Source organism: Candidatus Pelagibacter sp. FZCC0015 (genome assembly GCF_007833635.1).
Lineage (GTDB): Bacteria > Pseudomonadota > Alphaproteobacteria > Pelagibacterales > Pelagibacteraceae > Pelagibacter.
In genome coordinates this window covers 461,621-478,474 of record NZ_CP031125.1, presented here as the reverse complement: position 1 = coordinate 478,474, position 16,854 = coordinate 461,621, and the positions used below count along the sequence as shown (strand labels likewise).

The following is a 16,854-nucleotide window of genomic DNA, read 5'->3' as shown; positions in this document are numbered from 1 at the left end:
TCATGCCAAGAGAAAAAAGAGAAATTCAAAAAAAAGACATCATGCCTTTAGATGTTTATGCAGAAAAGAGACGTGAATTAAGAAAAAGTATTGTTGATTATAAAAAAAATAGAAGAGTTGCTTTAGGTCCTTATGCAACTTTTTATTTTGAAAGTTATGAAACAATGTTAGCTCAGGTACAAGAAATGCTATACATTGAAAAAGGTGGTGATGAGCAACTTCAGGATGAGTTATCTGCGTATAATCCTTTAATACCTAAAGGCAAAGAACTAACAGCAACTTTAATGTTTGAAATAGACAATCCTATCTCAAGGGCTGCGTTTCTTGGAAAAGTTGGTGGAATAGAAGAAACAGTATTTATGAAAATAAATGGTGAGAAAATTAAAGCAGTTCCGGAAGAAGATGTAGACAGAACTTCTGCTGAAGGAAAAGCTTCTTCAGTACAGTTTATTCATTTCAATTTTACTGATGATCAAATAGAAAAATTTCAATCTAATAGTTCAGAAATTGAGCTTAGTATTGATCACAAAGAGTATTCTCATAGCACAAAATTATCTAAAGAAAATATAGCCTCTTTATCTACTGATTTTAGTTAATTTAGTCCCCAAATATTATCTGTTTTAATCCAACCTTCGAATTCTTCAGATGTAACTTTGCACCAATTTTGTTCACATTTTTCTACAATTAATAATCTTCCTTCTTTAATTTGAGCTATTGGTTTAGCAAAAGATGTAGGTTTTTTAAATAAAACTTTATCTTTCGTGGCTATTACAGAATTACTTTTTTTTAATTGAGAGATATGAATCCACCCACTGTTATTTTTTAAATCTATAATTCGCCTGAAATTTTCTTTTTTATCAATTTGTTTTAATGGAAGATTTATTTTTTTATACACGTATTTAATATCAGATTCAAAACTTGGTCCGTAGCGAACATTTACTTTATTTTTTTTAAGAGAGACAAAAATTTCATTAGCAAACGAAATGTGAGTAAAAAATAACAAAAAAAATACTATATAAATTTTTTTCATTATTAATTGCATAGGCATTTTTTTCTTTTATTAATTTTTGCTTTTCTAAAATTTAAATTTAATAGGTCTAGAATTAAAATGTATCCATTTAAATTTTGTCCAATATTTAATATTTTTTTTAAAACCTCATTGGCTTGTAACGTACCTATTGTGCCTGCAACAGTTCCTAAAATTCCCTCATATTCACAATTTAAAATTTCATCAGATATTTTTTCTTCTTGATAAAAACATCTCAAGCAAGGATCTTTTCTGTTGGTAAAATTAAAAGTAAAAATGTGTCCATCAAATTTACTTATAGCACCAGTGACTAGAAATTTTTTATATTTTAGACTTAAATCATTTATTAAAAATTTACTTTCAAAGTTATCAGTCCCATCAACAATATAGTCATAATTTTTAATAATTTTTTCAAATATAGTTTTATTTAATTTTAAATTAAAAATATTTATTTTTGTCTTTGAATTAATTTTATTTAATTTTTTTTTTGCAATCTTTACTTTTGATTGATTTATATCTTTTTCATTATACAGGCTTTGTCTGTGGATATTAGATAGACTTACAGTATCATGATCTGCAATCCCAAGTGTACCAATACCCGATCTAGTTAAAAATTCTGCTACTGGGCAACCTAGACCACCCATACCTACTATCAAGACTTTAGAAGATAAAATTCTTTTTTGACCTATAGTCCCAATATTTTTAAGGATTATTTGCCTTGAGAATTTCTCTATTTCTTTTTTGTTTAAATTTTTGCTCATTTTCCTGTTGAGCCAAACCCGCCTTCTCCTCTAATTGTTTCTGGTAGATCCTCAGTTTCCTCGAGCTCCATTTTAATTACAGGAGTTAAAATCATTTGTGCTATTCTATCCTTATTATTTATCAAGAAATCATTTTTCCCATGATTAAAAAGAATTACTTTTATTTCTCCTCTGTAATCACTATCAATAGTTCCAGGTGTATTTAAAACACTTATACTATTTTTTGCAGCTAAACCAGATCTTGGTCTTATTTGGATTTCGAAATGACTTGAAAATGCAACAGCAAGCCCAGTTGGAACTAAACATGAAGAGTTTGGTTTAAGATTAATGGGTTCTTTTATTAATGCCATTAAATCCATGCCTGATGCGCCTTCTGTTTTGTAAGCAGGTAATTCAACCGTAGGGTCTAACTTTTTGATAAGAACTTTTGCCATTAATTTAATTGATCAATTATTCTATCAACTATTTCATCAGAAATTCCAGATTTTTTTTTATATGAAAGTTTTTCTTTTTTAACGTCTTTGTTTTTATAATGAATTGTAACCTCATTATAATCAGAATTAAATCCTATATCTTTATTTGATACATCATTAGAAATTATCCAGTCACAATTTTTCTTGTTCAATTTTTCCTCTGCATTTTTATCAATCTGATTAGTTTCTGCTGCAAATCCTATTACAAGTTCAGGTCTCATGGAGTTATGGTTAGACACATAATGAAGTATGTCTACATTCTTTTCTAAATTTAAGTTTAAGCTCTCTTTTTTTTTAATTTTATTTTCATACTTTTTATTAATTTTAAAATCAGCTACTGCAGCAGAAAAAATTGCCACATCTACAGGTAAATTTTCTTGAGTGGCAACTAACATTTCATCTGCTGTTTCAACTTTTATAAGATTAATATCTTTAGTTATTTCAAGATTAGTTGGACCTGATATTAAAGTTGTATCAAAACCTTTTTTGGATAATGATTTTGCTAATTCATATCCTTGTTTGCCACTTGATTTATTTGTAATAAAACGAACTGGATCTATGTACTCATTAGTTGGACCTGCTGTAACTAATGCTTTAAATTTTTTGTTATTTTTTTGAGTTAAGAAATATTTATCAACTTCTTCAGCAATTACTGATGGGTCTGACATTTTACCCTCTCCATATTCACCACATGCCATATCACCAACCTGTGGACCAATTAGTTTATATCCAAACTCCTTTAATTTTTTTAAATTAATTTTAGTAGTTGGATGTTCCCACATTCTTACATTCATTGCTGGTGCTAAAATAATTTCTTTATCTGAAGCTAAAACAACAGTGGATGCAAGGTCATCAGTTGTTCCTTGTGCTAGTTTTGAGATTGTATTTGCCGTTGCTGGTGCAATTACAATTATATCTGCCCATCTTGAAAGTGAAATATGATCCATTTCTGTCTCATTTTCTACACTAAATAAATCACTATAAACTTTACCTTGAGAAAGTGATGTTACTGAAAGTGGAGTTACAAACTCTTTTGCACTTGCTGTAAGAATTGTCTTTATTTCTGCACCATTCTTTTTAAAGAGCCTAATTGTTTCAAGACTTTTATAAGCAGATATTCCTCCACAGATAATAAATAGTATTTTTTTATTTAACAAATTTTTCATTTGCAGAATTAAAATACTATAAGGCCAAAAATTACAAGAAGTAATAAACCAATAATAGATTGATTTCTAAATGCTATCATTTCTGATTTCTTATCATTCAGAGCAGTATAAGAATTTGAATTTTGTGGAATTTGACCACTAGCTAAAAAAGTTAATGCTTGATTTGCTTTATCCATAATCTCAGGAAATTCTGGTAAACGTTTAATAACTTCAGATGTACTTTTTAAAGTTTCGTTCAGATTATTAATTGGATCTTTTGTTTCTTTAAGCCAATTTTCTAGTACAGGCTTTGAAGTTGTCCAAATATTTGTGTTTGGATTTAATTTTCTTGCTACACCCTCAACAACAACCATAGTTTTTTGCAACATTAATAATTGAGGTTGAGTTTGCATATTAAACTTTTCTGTTACATCAAACAATTGTTTGAGTAATTTACCTCCTGAAATATCTTTTACTTCTTGACCAAATATAGGCTCACCAATTGATCTCAAAGCTTGAGCTAGATCTTCGATTGGTACTTCTTTAGGAACTAATCCAGCCACTAAGTGAACTTCAGCTACTTTGCGATAATCTCTTTGAATAAATCCAAATAGAATTTCTGCTAAAAACCTTTTACTAAGTTTATCTAACCTGCCCATAATTCCAAAATCTATAGGTACAATTTGGCCACTATTATCAACAAAAATATTTCCTTGATGCATATCTGCATGAAAAAAACCATCTCTTACAGCATGTCTTAAAAAATGTTGGATAATATCTTCAGCTATTTTCTTAGTATCTAAATCTCTTTTCTTTAGCTCCTCAGCTTCTCTTATTGAAATTCCATCTATCCAATCCAAAGTCATTACATTTTCACTAGTAAAATTCCAATAAATTTCAGGAACTTTAAATCCAGCATCATTCTTAGTATTTTCAGCATATTCATTAGCTGCAGCAGCTTCGAATCTTAAATCCATTTCAAGATTAGTTATTTCTTTAAGTAAAAAAACAACTTCAACAAGTTTTAATCTTTTTGTTTTTTTTACAAATGATTCAATAATAAATGCAAATAACATCATTGCATCAATTTCTTCATTGAATATTTTTTTTATATTTGGTCTTAAGATTTTTATTGCCACATCTTTAATTGTTCCGTTGTCATTTATTTTTGCTTTATGAACTTGTGCAATTGATGCAGCAGCAACTGGTTCACTTAAATCAATTATTGAATTAAATGTATCAATTCCAAGATCTTTTTTAATAATTTCTTTTGCCTCATGAATTGAAAAAGGGGGTAGTCGATCTTGAAGTTTTTCTAGCTTTAAAGATAATTCTTCTCCGATAATATCTGGTCTAGTAGCAAGAAATTGCCCAAGTTTGATGAAAGTTGTACCCATAGATTCTAATGACCTAGATAGTCTTTCACCTTCATCTTCAATTAAATTATTTTGTTCCTTTTTTTCAAATGAAATAGATAAAATTTGGAATAATATTGTTACAGCTAAAGGAGGTTTTTTAAATTTTGATGCAATTTTTAAAATATCTGATTTTGCAATTTTTCTTCCCAATTTAAATAAAGTAATAAGTTTTTTAATCATTAAATTTTCCAACCACTATGAATTGAAACAATACCACCAGAAAGATTTCTATAAGAACATTTATGAAAATTATTTTTTTCCATTAACTCTATTAATTCATCTTGATTAATAAATTGTTCAATACTTTTGATCAAATATTCGTAAGGCTCTTTTTCTCCAACTACAAACTGACCAATAATAGGAATGAGTTTTGAGTAATTTTTATATACAAAATCAAGATTTGAATTTTGAATCTTGGAAAATTCCAGACATAGATAGCGTCCGCCAGGCTTTAAAACTCTATAGGCTTCTGAAAGTGCTTTATTCAAATTTTTTGTATTTCTTAGCCCAAAGCTAATAGTGTAATAATCAAATGAATTGTCTGTTATTGGTAATTTTTCTGCTGGAGAAATAACCCATTTTACATTTTTGTAATTAGATAATTTTTGCTTTCCTTGACTAACCATTCCTTTATTAGGGTCTACACAAGTAATTTCACCCTCTTTATTTGTGCTATCTAAAAATAACTTTCCAACATCCCCCGTTCCACATGCAACATCTATTAATTTTCTACTAACTCTCGGATTCATCATATTGATTAAACTTTTTTTCCAATATCTATGTACACCCATAGACATAAAGTCATTCATCAAGTCATATTTGTTGTAGACCTGATTAAATACATTATCTACAAGTCCTTTTTTATTTTGAAGATTTTGTTGCATAAAAAAATATATATTGAATATAGTATCAAATGCCAGAATTACCAGAAGTAGAAATTGTTAGACAATCCCTTCATAAAAAGATCAAAAAAAAAAGCATAAAAAAAGTAATAATTAGAAATAGGAATTTAAGGTTTAAAATACCAAGTGATTTTGAAAGTTTTCTTAAAAATAAAAAAATAATTGAAGTTAGTAGATTTTCTAAATATTTGATTATCCATTTTCAAAATGAAGATTATTGTTTAATTCATTTAGGAATGTCAGGAACAATCCATATTCTTGATAACAAAAAGCCTCTAAAATTTACGAATACTAGTTTTTATCATTCACCTTTTTTACCTAAAAAACACAATCATGCTGAGTTTGTATTTGATAGCTTGAAAGTAATTTATAACGATCCAAGACGTTTTGGATTTTTTGAAATAATTAAAAATTATCAAGATCTACAGAGAAGATTTAAATCAATGGGACCTGAACCATTTAGCGATAAATTTAACTTAAATTATGTAGTTAATTATTTTAAGAAAAAAAATAAGGATATAAAAAGTTTCTTACTTGATCAAAGATTTGTTTCTGGAATAGGTAATATTTATGCAAGTGAAATTCTTTTTGCTAGTAAAATAAATCCATTTAAAAAGGCAAAGAGACTTAATAGAAATGAATGTTTAAATATTATTTTAAATTCTAAGAAAATACTTCAACAAGCAATTAATAAGGGAGGTTCAAGTATAAGAGATTTTAAAGATATCTCAGGTAATAAAGGTACCTTCCAAAAGGAGTTTAAAGTCTATCAGCAAGACGGAGCTGATTGTAAGCGTAAGAATTGCAAAGGCAAAATAAAAAAAAAAATAACATCAAATAGGTCGACTTTTTTTTGTGTTTCTTGTCAAAAATAGTTAAATATTTAGTTGACCACTATAAATTCTCAAGTTATACCCCTGCGCAGATGGCAAACACAAAATCAGCAATTAAGAGAATTAGAAGAATTTCTAAACAAACGGCAGTGAATAAAGCTAGAAAGAGCAGGTTTAGAAACGCTCTTAAGAAAATGAACCTTCTAATTGATGGTAAAAAGAAAGATGAAGCTATTAAATTTTTACCAAAGTTAAACTCTGAGTTGATGAAAATTGCAAAAACAGGAATAATAAAAAAACAAAATGCTTCTAGAAACGTTTCTAGAATTACCAAAAAAATAGCTGCAATCTAAACGTTAGCTAAATTTTTAAACAACTCCTGATATCTACATTATATATTTAAGATTTATCTTAAGTTACTATATTTAGAGTTAGTAAATATTTGTATTATGGTCATTCAATCTATGTTTGATTCAATTTTAATTTAATCAATTTATAGATTCAATCTATATTTGATTCAATTTTAAATTTTAATTTTAGATCTTAACTAAAATTGATCTGCAACATTATAAATCACAATCATAGATTTTATTTTTTTTTTATTTTTCTTATTAACTTGTTGCAAATTTTTTTAAATCGTTCTAACTGAGATTTCCCCTTAAGTTATGAATAAATTAACAAATACAAAAAATATTAATAATTTTTCTTCTGAAGGCTTTGAATGGAAGCAAGTGCAGAATGAAATGAAAAATAAACTAGGCCTAGAAGTATATGAGAGCTGGTTAAAAAAGATTTCTTTTGTAGAGGAATTCAATAATTACTTATTATTATCAGTTCCAACAAGATTTATTAGAGATTGGATTACATCAAGGTATTTAGATCAAATATTACAAATAATTAAATTATATAAAAAAGACATTATTAGAATTGAGTTCAAAATAGTTGAAAAAGCTCAAGATATCACTTTAAAAGAAAATAATATTAAAGAGAATAATACTAATGAAAATATTTCATTTATAAAAGACTCTTATCTTCAGTATAATCGAATTGATCCAAATAAAAGATTTGATAATTTTATAACAGGTTCGAGTAATAAATTAGCATACGAAGCTTCTTTAAAAGTTTCAGAAAATATATCTCATTACAATCCACTTTATATTTATGGTGGTGTTGGAATGGGAAAAACTCACTTATTAAATTCAATAGGTTTAGAGCTTAAAAAAAATAATAAAGTAATGTTTATTTCTGCCGAACGTTTCATGTATCAGTTTGTAAAATCAATTAAATCAAACGACATGGTTAAGTTTAAAGAGTATTTTAGAAACACAGATATTTTATTAATCGATGATATCCAGTTTATAAGTGGAAAAGAGGCTATGCAGGAGGAGTTCTTTCATACATTTAATGCATTACTTGATAAGGGATCTCAAATAATTGTATCAGCTGATCGATCACCAAACAAATTATCAAGGATTCAAGAAAGAATTAAATCAAGATTTTCTGGTGGATTAGTTGTTGATATTCAAAAGCCCGACCTTGATCTAAGAAAAAAAATAGTTGAAAAAAAAACTGAAGAATTGAATGCTTTGTATTCCGAACAATTACAAGTTTCTAGAGAAATTCAAGATTTTATAAGTAATGAAATAACTGGAAGTATAAGAGAATTAGTTGGTGCAATAAACAGAGTTGTTTCATTTTCAAGAATCTACAACAAAGCGCCAAATCTTGCTGAAACTAAAGTAGTTTTAAAGGATCTATTAAATTTAGCAGAAAATAAGGTTACAATAGATCTTATTCAAACAACTGTTTGTAAGTTTTTCAAAATCAGTAAAAATGAAATGTTATCATCTAGAAGATCAAGATATTTAGTAAGACCCAGGCAAACAGCAATTTATTTAACTAAAATTTTGACTTCTAAATCATTACCTGAAATTGGAAGAGACTTTTCTAACCGAGATCATACAACAATAATTCATTCAGTAAAAACTATTGAAAAGATAAAAGAAAAAGATCCTGAGATGGCGGATAATATAAATAAATTAAAAAACCAGATTTTATATAATAATAAAGAAAATGAAATTTAACGTTAATCAACAAGACCTTCAGCAAGCATTAAATTATTGCCAAGGGGTCATTGAAAAAAGAAGTACATTACCAATACTTTCTAATATTTTGTTAGATGCAAGTAATTCAAAACTTACTATTACAGCGACCGATCTAGATTTAATATTTATACATAAATTAAATAATGTAGAGATTCTAGAGGAGGGCAAAACGACCACAACTTCATCAATTATGTATGATATTATAAGAAAGTTTAATTCAGGAAAAAAAATAAATCTTTCTTTAACAGACATAAGCAAATTACAAGTAGAGTCTGAAAAATCTATTTTTAATTTGAATTGTATAAGTTCAACAGAGTTTCCACTGACAGATGAAAATTTTAATCAAAATGAATTTATAATTAAATCAAAACAACTATTGAAATTATTAAATAAGTGTAAATTTTCAGTTTCGAATGATGAAACAAGACATTATCTAAGTGGTATATATTTTCATCAAACAGAAGTTGAGGATAAAAATTATTTAACTGCGGTTGCAACTGATAGTCATAGAATGTCTATTTCAAAAGTTAGATTAGAAGAAAAAATTGATTTTGATCCAATAATTTTACCTAAAAAAACAATTTTTCAACTTTGTTCTTTATTAGATAGCTATGATGGAGATGTAAAAGTTTCAAATGTTAAATCAAAAATAAAATTTGAATTAAATAATAGTATTTTAATTTCAAAACTTATTGATGGAAAATTTCCTAATTACATTCAAGTTATACCAAAAAATAATCAAAAAAAATTAGAAATAGACTTAAAATTATTTTTAAATTCCGTTGATAGAGTAGCATCTGTTTCATTAGATAAAAAAGATGGTGTGAAATTTAATTTATCTAAAGATACTCTAGATCTTTCAGTAAATAATACTAACAGTGGTGATGGTAAAGAAACTTTAAGTGTTAAGTTTGATCATGACCTAGAGATAAGTTTTAACTCTAGATATTTGATAGATGTTGCTTCTCAACTAGATGGAGACAGAGTTGAAATTTTCTTTAATGACACTGGTTCACCGGCGCTAATAAAAGATCCAGGTGATTTTGATAGTATTTTTGTTGTTATGCCTATGAAGGGCTAATTAATTAAATCTAACTCTGAATAAATATTGTTTTCAAGAATTTGAATAAAATTATCTTTTGTTAAACCAGAAGGAATTGGTTTTAGAATAGAGATTGTAATAGTTCTATTAGATTTTTTTTCACCTTTTTTAGGCCATACATATCCAGAGTTAATTGCAACTGGCTGACAAGTAACATTTAGCTGTTCATAAATTCTCGAAGCACCTTTTTTAAAAGGTGGTCTTTCATCCGGAAGAACTCTGGTTCCTTGAGGAAAAATAATTAAAGGTCTATTAGAAGTAGCCATCATTTTTGTAATATCATCAAAAAAACCCAAGTTATCTTTTGTAACCTTGTTTCTTTTTATTGAAATTGATCCTATTTTTTTTAAGTACCAACCAAATATTGGAATTAACAATAATTCTTTTTTTAGAATAAATACAGGTGAGTTAAAGATTGTTTGTAAATAAAAAGTTTCAAACATTGATTGATGAGATGCTGCTATAAAAAATTTTTCATTATTAATAATATTTTCTCTTCCTTTGATTGAAATTTTTACTGAAAGAACAAACCTCAAACAAAAACTGGCCCAATGGCCCATTAATTTACCCCCCATCAAAACAACCTGTTTAGGCAAAAAAAATGATGGTAAAAAAATTATCGAAATAAATATGATTCCCGTGAAAAATAAAATTGAGAATAAAAAGTTTCTTATCATTTTTGTCAAAAGCTAAATTATATCTTTATGCTTTTGTCTTTTTCTTATTACTTTGATTTTTGATCCCTTTATTAATAATTCTATTGGTTTAGGTCTTAAATTATAATTTGAGCTAAGTGACATTCCATAAGCTCCCACATCGCATATTGCTATCAAATCTTTTTCATTCAAAGCTTGAAATTTTTTTAATGTAACAAATTTATCTGTACTTTCACAAATAGGACCTACAAATTCATATGGTTTTTTAGACGTTTTGTTAGATTTTTTAACAGGTAAGGTTTTATGAAACGCACCATACAAAGCAGGTCTCATTAAATCGTTCATTGCTGCATCTAAAATTATAAATTTTTTACTTCCGCTATCTTTTATATAGATTATTTTTGACACTAATGTCCCGGTATCGCCAATAATTGATCTACCTGGCTCAAATATAATTTTAACTTTATGTTTTCTTAAAAATTTAAGAATAGCTGTGTTGTATTTTTTATAATTAAGTTTTTTATTTTTATCAGTGTAAGTAATACCCATACCTCCACCTAAATCTATAAATTCAAATTTATGATTTGTTTTATTGAGAATTTGACTGACCGCTTTAAGCATTTTTTCATAAGGTCTATGGTCTAAAATTTGACTGCCTATATGAACGCTTAGACATCTTAAATCAATATTTTTGGAATTTTTGCAATAATTTATAATTTCATAAAATGTATTTTTATTTACACCAAATTTGTTTTCTTTTTTCCCAGTTGATATTTGGCTTAATGTTTTTGCATCTGTATTAGGGTTTAGTCTTACACCAATTTTTATTTTTTTATTTTTTGATTTTGCTATTCGATTTATTTCTTTTATTTCACTTAAAGACTCAGCATTAATAAGCAAAATTTTTTTATCAATAGCAAAGCTGATTTCACTTGTTGTTTTACCAACACCAGAAAATACTATTTTGCTTGGATTAATTCCTGCTTTTAGTGCCATCATTAGTTCTCCTACTGAAACAACATCAGCACCTAATCCAAATTTTTTAATTTCTCTTATTATATTAACATTTGTGTTAGATTTGACTGCAAAGCAGATAAGTGGTGAAAAAGATCTAAAGTTTTTTTTAAAATTATTAATATTTTCTTTTAATTTTGAATATGAGTAGCAATAACAAGGTGTCCCATATTTTTTTGCAATATTAGGAATACTTATTCTCTCGATATTAAGTTTTTTTTTAATATAATTCATTAAGATTGCCTGAATAATTCACTACATTTATCAGCTTCATTATTTTTGGGACAATCTTTCTTTCCACAAGAAATTAACATTAAAGATATAAATAAAACAAATATTATTTTTCTAATCATTTTTCTTTTTTATATTTTATTATCATTTTTTTAATATTATCAAAAGAAGTTCCACCATAAGATTTTTTTGAATTAATTGAATTTTTTAAATTAAATACTTTTAATACATCATCTTTAAGTTTAGGTTCAATTTTTCTTAATTCCTCTAAAGTCAATTCATTTAATTTCTTTTTTCTTTTTTCAGCAAAATTAACTACAGCGGCAGTTTTTTGATATGCTTTTCTAAAAGAAATTGAGTGATTTTTCACGAGATAGTCAGCTAAATCAGTTGCTGTAATGTATCCAGAATTAGCGAGTTCTAACATTTTACTCTTATTTGGATTGCAATTTTTTAGTATTTCATCAAAAATTTTTAAACAATTATTTAGATTGTCGTTAGATTTGAAAACTATCTCTTTATCATCTTGTAAATCTTTAAAATAAGACAATGGTAAACCTTTTAAGATTGTAAGCATCGAAAATAAATTTCCATAAGCACTTCCTGATTTTCCACGCAAATATTCTAAAAGATCAGGATTCTTCTTTTGTGGCATTATCGATGATCCAGTAACAACTTTATCAGATAAATTGATCAAGTTAAAACCATCAGAATTCCAAATAATTAACTCTTCAGCAATTCTAGAAATATGCATAGCACATACTGATGAAGCGTATAAAAAATCTAAAACAAAATCTCTATCTGAAACTGTATCAATAGAATTATTTGTAGGTATTTTAAAACCAAGTTTTTTGGTTGTATAATTTCTATCTATATTAAATGATGTTCCTGCTAAAGCAGCAACACCTAAGGGATTTTCATTTAAACTGTTTAAATTATTAGAAAATCTCTTTTTGTCTCTATTAAACATTTCTACATAAGACATTAAATAATGTGCAAAAGAGATAGCCTGAGCATTTTTAAGATGTGTAAATCCAGGCATGATAGTCTCAACATTTTTTTCAGCTAACTTGATTGTGCTCTTAATAACTTTATTAATATTACTAGTTATTTCGTTAGTCGAATTTTTTATCCAAATTTTAAAATCAGTAATTACTTGATCATTTCTTGATCTTGCGGTGTGAACATAGCCAGCTTCTTCACCTATAATTTGAAAAAGTCTCTTTTCTATATTCATATGAATATCTTCATATTTTTTATTAAACTCAAATTTATTTTTTGTGATTTCCTTATCAATTTTTGTTAGTCCATAAATAATTTTATTTTTTATTTTAAATGAAATTATTTTTTGTTTAAAAAGCATTTCAACATGAGCAATTGATCCCTGGATGTCTTCTTTGTAGAGTCTTTTATCAATATCTATTGAATTACCAACTTTTTGAAACAAACTTGATGCATTTTTTTTTATGCGTGAGTTCCAGATTGCTTGGTTGTTTTTATTTTTTGTCATGATATTTAATTATACCTATTTAACATGAGATTTTTAATAATATTTATTTTTTTGATAACAAATGTTGTAGCTGAAGAACTACCGGGTATTAAAAATATTGTAATCCACAAAATACCAAAAACATATGATAATGTTATTTTTTTAGACAAAAATGATCAAAAAATTAATATCAATGAATATACTGGCAACTTATTGATATTGAATTTTTGGGCAACCTGGTGTGAACCTTGTAAAGATGAAATGCCATCTTTAGATAAACTCCAAGCTAACCCAGAATTGGATAAAATAAAAATTTTTCCAATTAATATTGGGAAAGAAACCTTAGAAAAGGTTAATAAATTTTTTATAGATCTAAACATTAAAAATTTTGAACCTTATTTTGATCCACCTACTACATTAGCAAAAATGTTTACTTTAAGAGGTGTCCCTACAACAATTCTAATTAATAAAGAGGGTCAAGAATTTGCTAGAATAATAGGTTCAATTGATTTTGAAGATACAAATTTCGTTAATTGGATAAAAAAATATAACTAATTTTTAAAAAAGTAAGCAAAGCCAACCAAAACAAGAATAGCAATAAATTGTAGAAGAACTCTTAATTGCATCAATTTGTTTGAATATTTTTTACTAGTTTCTCCACCTTTAAAAAGAGTACCTATGCCTAAAATTAAAACTATTCCCACAGCAATCAAAAGAGCTATTGATAAAACTTTTACAAATATTCCTGATATCATTTTTTTATTTTAGATTGTTTTTTGAAATAAAAAACATAATTTATCAACTATGACATTTTGCCTAGATTCAATAATTATTAAACCGGAAGACGGTGTTGAAATTAAAAATGCTATTATTTTGCTTCATGGTTATGGAGGTGATGGAAAAGATATAAGCATGCTATCTTTAAACTGGAAAAGACATTTGCCCAATACAGTCTTTGTTTGTCCGAATGGTCATGAGCCATGCGCTATAAATCCCTCTGGTTATCAGTGGTTTGATTTAACAAAAGAGGATACAGATTATATATTAGAGCAATCAATTAAGGCTGAAGACGTTTTAAAAAAATTTATTAATGAAATAAAACAAGAGTTCAAGTTATCAAATAATCGAATCTGTTTATCCGGATTTAGTCAGGGATGTATGATGTCTTTAAATGTTGGTCTTACATTTCAAGAAAAGTTTTTATGTATAGTTGGTTTTTCTGGAAAGATAATAAATCAAAAAGATTTAAAAAACAGAATCAAAAATAATACTGAAACATTACTTATACATGGAGAAGCTGATCAAATTGTCCCATCAACACATTTATTAGAAGCAAAAGATTTTTTAATTAGAAACAACGTTAAAGTTGATACATTATTAATAAAAAATTGTGATCATCATATTCCTATTGAAGCATCAAGTACAGCTTTAAATTTTATTTTAAAAAAAATTTAACTTCTCTTATTATTGATAAAATTGTTTAACTAAGTTAAAATTAGTCAATGAACAATTTTATTGAAGAAGATGTTTCATTAGAAAAGTGTCCTGCGCTAGTGCTCAATGCAGACTATAGACCTTTGAGTTACTACCCTTTGTCTTTATGGTCATGGCAGGATACTGTTAAATCAGTTTTTCTTGATCGAGTTATTATTGTTAGTAATTACGATAGAACAATAAGAAGTCCATCATTTAATATGAAATTACCAAGTGTCATCGCTTTAAAGGATTATATTGTTCCTCAAAGCAAGCCAAGTTTTACTAGATTTAATGTGTTTTTAAGAGATAAATTTTCCTGTCAATATTGTGGAAGCAATGAAGAGTTAACTTTTGATCATCTACTACCTAGATCAAAAGGAGGCGAAACTAATTGGGATAATGTTGTAACAGCTTGTTCTGCATGCAATGTGAAAAAGGGTGGAAAACTATTAAAACATTCAGGGATGAAGTTGCATCAGTATCCTTATCGTCCATCAACAGAGGATCTACACAAAAATGGTAAAAATTTTCCACCAAATTTTTTACATAAAAGCTGGATGGATTACTTATATTGGGATGTAGAACTAGAATCTTAAATTTTCTCAGAAATATTTATTGCAATTTTTGATCCAGTTTTAATAATTTTATCTAATATAGAGTATGGACCTTCTTTTGTAGCACCCTTTTCGTAGGCAATATCTTTATGACTTAATTCATCTTCTCTAAATTTAATTATTTTTTTTTTTAGTTTTGATTCACTATTATCAAGTTGTTTTATTTGGTTTAAATAATGCTCATCTATCACTTCTTCAACAGAGGCAGTGCAAAGCATAGCAGCTTTCTTGCCAAGCAAAGTTGAACCAAAACCTAATCCAACACCTAATAAATCCCATAAGGGTAAAAGTTTTGTAGGTTTTATATTTCTTTTTTTAATTTCTTCTTCAAAAAAATCAGAATGTTCTTTTTCATGAACTTTCATTTCTTCAATTGTTTTTTTTAAAGCTTCATTTTTAACTAATGTGTTTAGAGCAAGCAACTGTCCTTCATAAATTTTAACAGCACCACGCTCCCCAGCATGATCAACTCTAATAAATTCTTCTATTTTCTTTTTATTTATTGTTGTCATAACTTAAATAAGTTCTTATTGTAAAATATACTATTAATATTGATATTATAATATTGTAACTTGTAAGCGATAATCCTAAAATTTTAAATGTAACATCTTTGCAGCTCACATTCTTTTCTTGCAACTGTCTTAATATGTCTTCTTTTGATAGTAAATTGGAGCCATTTTTTAAATCACAAACCAATGATTCTTCAATAAAACCTTGCTCAATACCTAAATGATATAAAGATAAAATAGTAGCAGCTAAAAAAATTAAAATAAGAAAAAGAATGAAATATTTTTCAAGATTAATAAATTTATAATTTAATACAATAATTATTAATGCTAAGAGGTATGGAATTCTTTCCAATATACACAAGTTACAGGGTTGATGACCTAAAACATATTCAATAAAAAATGCTGAAGATAAAGCAATAATACTAATTAAAAAAATTAATTTTAATGTAATTGTTTTGTTAATCTCAACCATTAAATTTAAAAAATAAATAAATAATAATAAATATTATAACTATAATAATTCCAATTATGGTGAACCATTTTGATCCATGTTTTTCCATGTACTCTGTAAATAATTCACCAAATCTATAAGATAAAAAGGCAACTATAAAAAATCTCAGGCTTCTTGAAATTAAACTAACAATAATAAAAATAGGAAGATTAAAAGCAATTAAACCACTTGAAATCGTAAAGGCTTTATAGGGCAATGGAGTAAAGCCAGCTAAAAAAAGAATACTCAGCCATGCTAGGAATCCACTACCTTCAGACATGCTTAATTTTAAATTTTCAACTTTATCTTGATAGCCATAAAATTCGATTACATATATTGCTAAATCAAAAAATAAATATCCGATTAAATATCCGAGGATTCCTCCAAGAACTGAAAATATTGATGCTATTAAAAATATTTTCAAATATTCCTTTTTTTTAGCAATAACCATTGGGATTATCATTGCATCTGGAGGTATAGGAAAAAAAGAACTTTCTATAAAAGATACAAGCCCTAAATAAAAATTTGAACTTTTATGTGCGGCTAATTCTAAACATTTTTTGTAAAGTGTTTGAAACATTTTTTGGTTTTAATATAAATTTAGTTCTT

General features: G+C 26.8%; 21 protein-coding genes. 8 read left to right on the top strand and 13 right to left on the bottom strand.

What is annotated here, in order from left to right; genetic code table 11:
• Positions 1-2: 2 nt before the first annotated feature.
• Positions 3-596, top strand: coding sequence for a DUF3501 family protein (locus DT059_RS02495; protein WP_145598034.1), 594 nt, complete (start codon positions 3-5; stop codon positions 594-596).
• Here the strand turns inward: DT059_RS02495 and DT059_RS02490 are convergent.
• Genes DT059_RS02490 through ubiE form a run of 6 tightly spaced genes read right to left on the bottom strand, consistent with a single transcriptional unit; the run spans position 593 to position 5,708 of the window.
• Complete coding sequence (locus DT059_RS02490) at positions 593-1,030, bottom strand: SH3 domain-containing protein (protein ID WP_145596481.1); 438 nt, start codon at positions 1,028-1,030, stop codon at positions 593-595. The two genes, DT059_RS02495 and DT059_RS02490, sit on opposite strands and share 4 nt — an antisense overlap.
• A 2-nt stretch (positions 1,031-1,032) precedes the next feature.
• The gene (locus tag DT059_RS02485; RefSeq protein WP_145596479.1) at positions 1,033-1,788 is read right to left on the bottom strand and encodes a HesA/MoeB/ThiF family protein; all 756 of its coding nucleotides are present in this window, start codon (positions 1,786-1,788) and stop codon (positions 1,033-1,035) included.
• Positions 1,785-2,222 carry a dUTP diphosphatase gene (gene dut / locus DT059_RS02480; protein ID WP_145596477.1) on the bottom strand — a complete coding sequence of 146 codons (438 nt, stop codon included), beginning with the start codon at positions 2,220-2,222 and terminating at the stop codon, positions 1,785-1,787. The genes DT059_RS02485 and dut overlap by 4 nt, the downstream gene beginning before the upstream one ends.
• Positions 2,222-3,427, bottom strand: coding sequence for a bifunctional phosphopantothenoylcysteine decarboxylase/phosphopantothenate--cysteine ligase CoaBC (gene coaBC / locus DT059_RS02475; protein WP_145596475.1), 1,206 nt, complete (start codon positions 3,425-3,427; stop codon positions 2,222-2,224). Before coaBC ends, dut begins: the two co-directional genes overlap by 1 nt.
• Before the next feature lie 8 nt (positions 3,428-3,435).
• The gene (gene ubiB / locus DT059_RS02470; protein ID WP_145596471.1) at positions 3,436-5,004 is read right to left on the bottom strand and encodes a 2-polyprenylphenol 6-hydroxylase; all 1,569 of its coding nucleotides are present in this window, start codon (positions 5,002-5,004) and stop codon (positions 3,436-3,438) included.
• A complete protein-coding gene (gene ubiE / locus DT059_RS02465) occupies positions 5,004-5,708 on the bottom strand; it encodes a bifunctional demethylmenaquinone methyltransferase/2-methoxy-6-polyprenyl-1,4-benzoquinol methylase UbiE (protein ID WP_145596469.1) in 705 nt (234 codons plus the stop codon). Before ubiE ends, ubiB begins: the two co-directional genes overlap by 1 nt.
• Before the next feature lie 29 nt (positions 5,709-5,737).
• Here ubiE and mutM point away from each other — a divergent pair, with 29 nt between their 5' ends.
• The 4 genes from mutM (at position 5,738) to dnaN (ending at position 9,745) form a co-directional block, all read left to right on the top strand.
• A complete protein-coding gene (gene mutM, locus DT059_RS02460; protein ID WP_145596467.1) occupies positions 5,738-6,601 on the top strand; it encodes a bifunctional DNA-formamidopyrimidine glycosylase/DNA-(apurinic or apyrimidinic site) lyase in 864 nt (287 codons plus the stop codon).
• Between the two features lie 50 nt (positions 6,602-6,651).
• A complete protein-coding gene (rpsT, locus tag DT059_RS02455; protein ID WP_145596465.1) occupies positions 6,652-6,912 on the top strand; it encodes a 30S ribosomal protein S20 in 261 nt (86 codons plus the stop codon).
• A 312-nt stretch (positions 6,913-7,224) separates the two neighbouring features.
• Positions 7,225-8,643 carry a chromosomal replication initiator protein DnaA gene (gene dnaA, locus DT059_RS02450; protein WP_145596463.1) on the top strand — a complete coding sequence of 473 codons (1,419 nt, stop codon included), beginning with the start codon at positions 7,225-7,227 and terminating at the stop codon, positions 8,641-8,643.
• A complete protein-coding gene (gene dnaN / locus DT059_RS02445; RefSeq protein WP_145596462.1) occupies positions 8,633-9,745 on the top strand; it encodes a DNA polymerase III subunit beta in 1,113 nt (370 codons plus the stop codon). Before dnaA ends, dnaN begins: the two co-directional genes overlap by 11 nt.
• Here the strand turns inward: dnaN and DT059_RS02440 are convergent.
• The 3 genes from DT059_RS02440 to argH all read right to left on the bottom strand — a co-directional run bounded on the left by DT059_RS02440 (position 9,742) and on the right by argH (position 13,177).
• On the bottom strand, positions 9,742-10,341 hold the full coding sequence (locus tag DT059_RS02440; RefSeq protein ID WP_240704615.1) for a lysophospholipid acyltransferase family protein: 600 nt from the start codon (positions 10,339-10,341) through the stop codon (positions 9,742-9,744). The genes dnaN and DT059_RS02440 overlap by 4 nt on opposite strands.
• A gap of 114 nt (positions 10,342-10,455) precedes the next feature.
• On the bottom strand, positions 10,456-11,670 hold the full coding sequence (gene lysA, locus DT059_RS02435) for a diaminopimelate decarboxylase (RefSeq protein WP_145596458.1): 1,215 nt from the start codon (positions 11,668-11,670) through the stop codon (positions 10,456-10,458).
• Between the two features lie 115 nt (positions 11,671-11,785).
• Positions 11,786-13,177 carry an argininosuccinate lyase gene (gene argH / locus DT059_RS02430; protein ID WP_145596456.1) on the bottom strand — a complete coding sequence of 464 codons (1,392 nt, stop codon included), beginning with the start codon at positions 13,175-13,177 and terminating at the stop codon, positions 11,786-11,788.
• A 24-nt stretch (positions 13,178-13,201) separates the two neighbouring features.
• Between argH and DT059_RS02425 the strand changes: the two genes are divergently transcribed.
• Positions 13,202-13,711 (top strand): TlpA family protein disulfide reductase, encoded by a 510-nt coding sequence (locus DT059_RS02425; RefSeq protein ID WP_145596454.1) that lies wholly within the window; start codon positions 13,202-13,204, stop codon positions 13,709-13,711.
• Here DT059_RS02425 and DT059_RS02420 read toward each other — a convergent pair.
• Positions 13,708-13,911 (bottom strand): twin transmembrane helix small protein, encoded by a 204-nt coding sequence (locus DT059_RS02420; RefSeq protein ID WP_145596451.1) that lies wholly within the window; start codon positions 13,909-13,911, stop codon positions 13,708-13,710. The two genes, DT059_RS02425 and DT059_RS02420, sit on opposite strands and share 4 nt — an antisense overlap.
• A 49-nt stretch (positions 13,912-13,960) precedes the next feature.
• Here DT059_RS02420 and DT059_RS02415 point away from each other — a divergent pair, with 49 nt between their 5' ends.
• Positions 13,961-14,611: an alpha/beta hydrolase gene (locus tag DT059_RS02415; RefSeq protein WP_145596449.1), complete on the top strand. Its 651-nt coding sequence runs from the start codon at positions 13,961-13,963 to the stop codon at positions 14,609-14,611.
• A 47-nt stretch (positions 14,612-14,658) separates the two neighbouring features.
• Entirely contained in the window at positions 14,659-15,228 is a 570-nt protein-coding gene (locus DT059_RS02410) for an HNH endonuclease (protein WP_145596447.1), read from the top strand.
• Here the strand turns inward: DT059_RS02410 and DT059_RS02405 are convergent.
• From DT059_RS02405 to DT059_RS02395, 3 genes are read right to left on the bottom strand one after another with little or no spacing between them, the layout of a single operon-like run.
• On the bottom strand, positions 15,225-15,758 hold the full coding sequence (locus DT059_RS02405) for a demethoxyubiquinone hydroxylase family protein (RefSeq protein WP_145596445.1): 534 nt from the start codon (positions 15,756-15,758) through the stop codon (positions 15,225-15,227). The two genes, DT059_RS02410 and DT059_RS02405, sit on opposite strands and share 4 nt — an antisense overlap.
• Positions 15,742-16,227 (bottom strand): disulfide bond formation protein B, encoded by a 486-nt coding sequence (locus tag DT059_RS02400; RefSeq protein WP_145596443.1) that lies wholly within the window; start codon positions 16,225-16,227, stop codon positions 15,742-15,744. Before DT059_RS02400 ends, DT059_RS02405 begins: the two co-directional genes overlap by 17 nt.
• On the bottom strand, positions 16,220-16,825 hold the full coding sequence (locus DT059_RS02395; protein ID WP_145596441.1) for a YqaA family protein: 606 nt from the start codon (positions 16,823-16,825) through the stop codon (positions 16,220-16,222). The genes DT059_RS02400 and DT059_RS02395 overlap by 8 nt, the downstream gene beginning before the upstream one ends.
• Between the last annotated feature and the right edge of the window lie 29 nt (positions 16,826-16,854).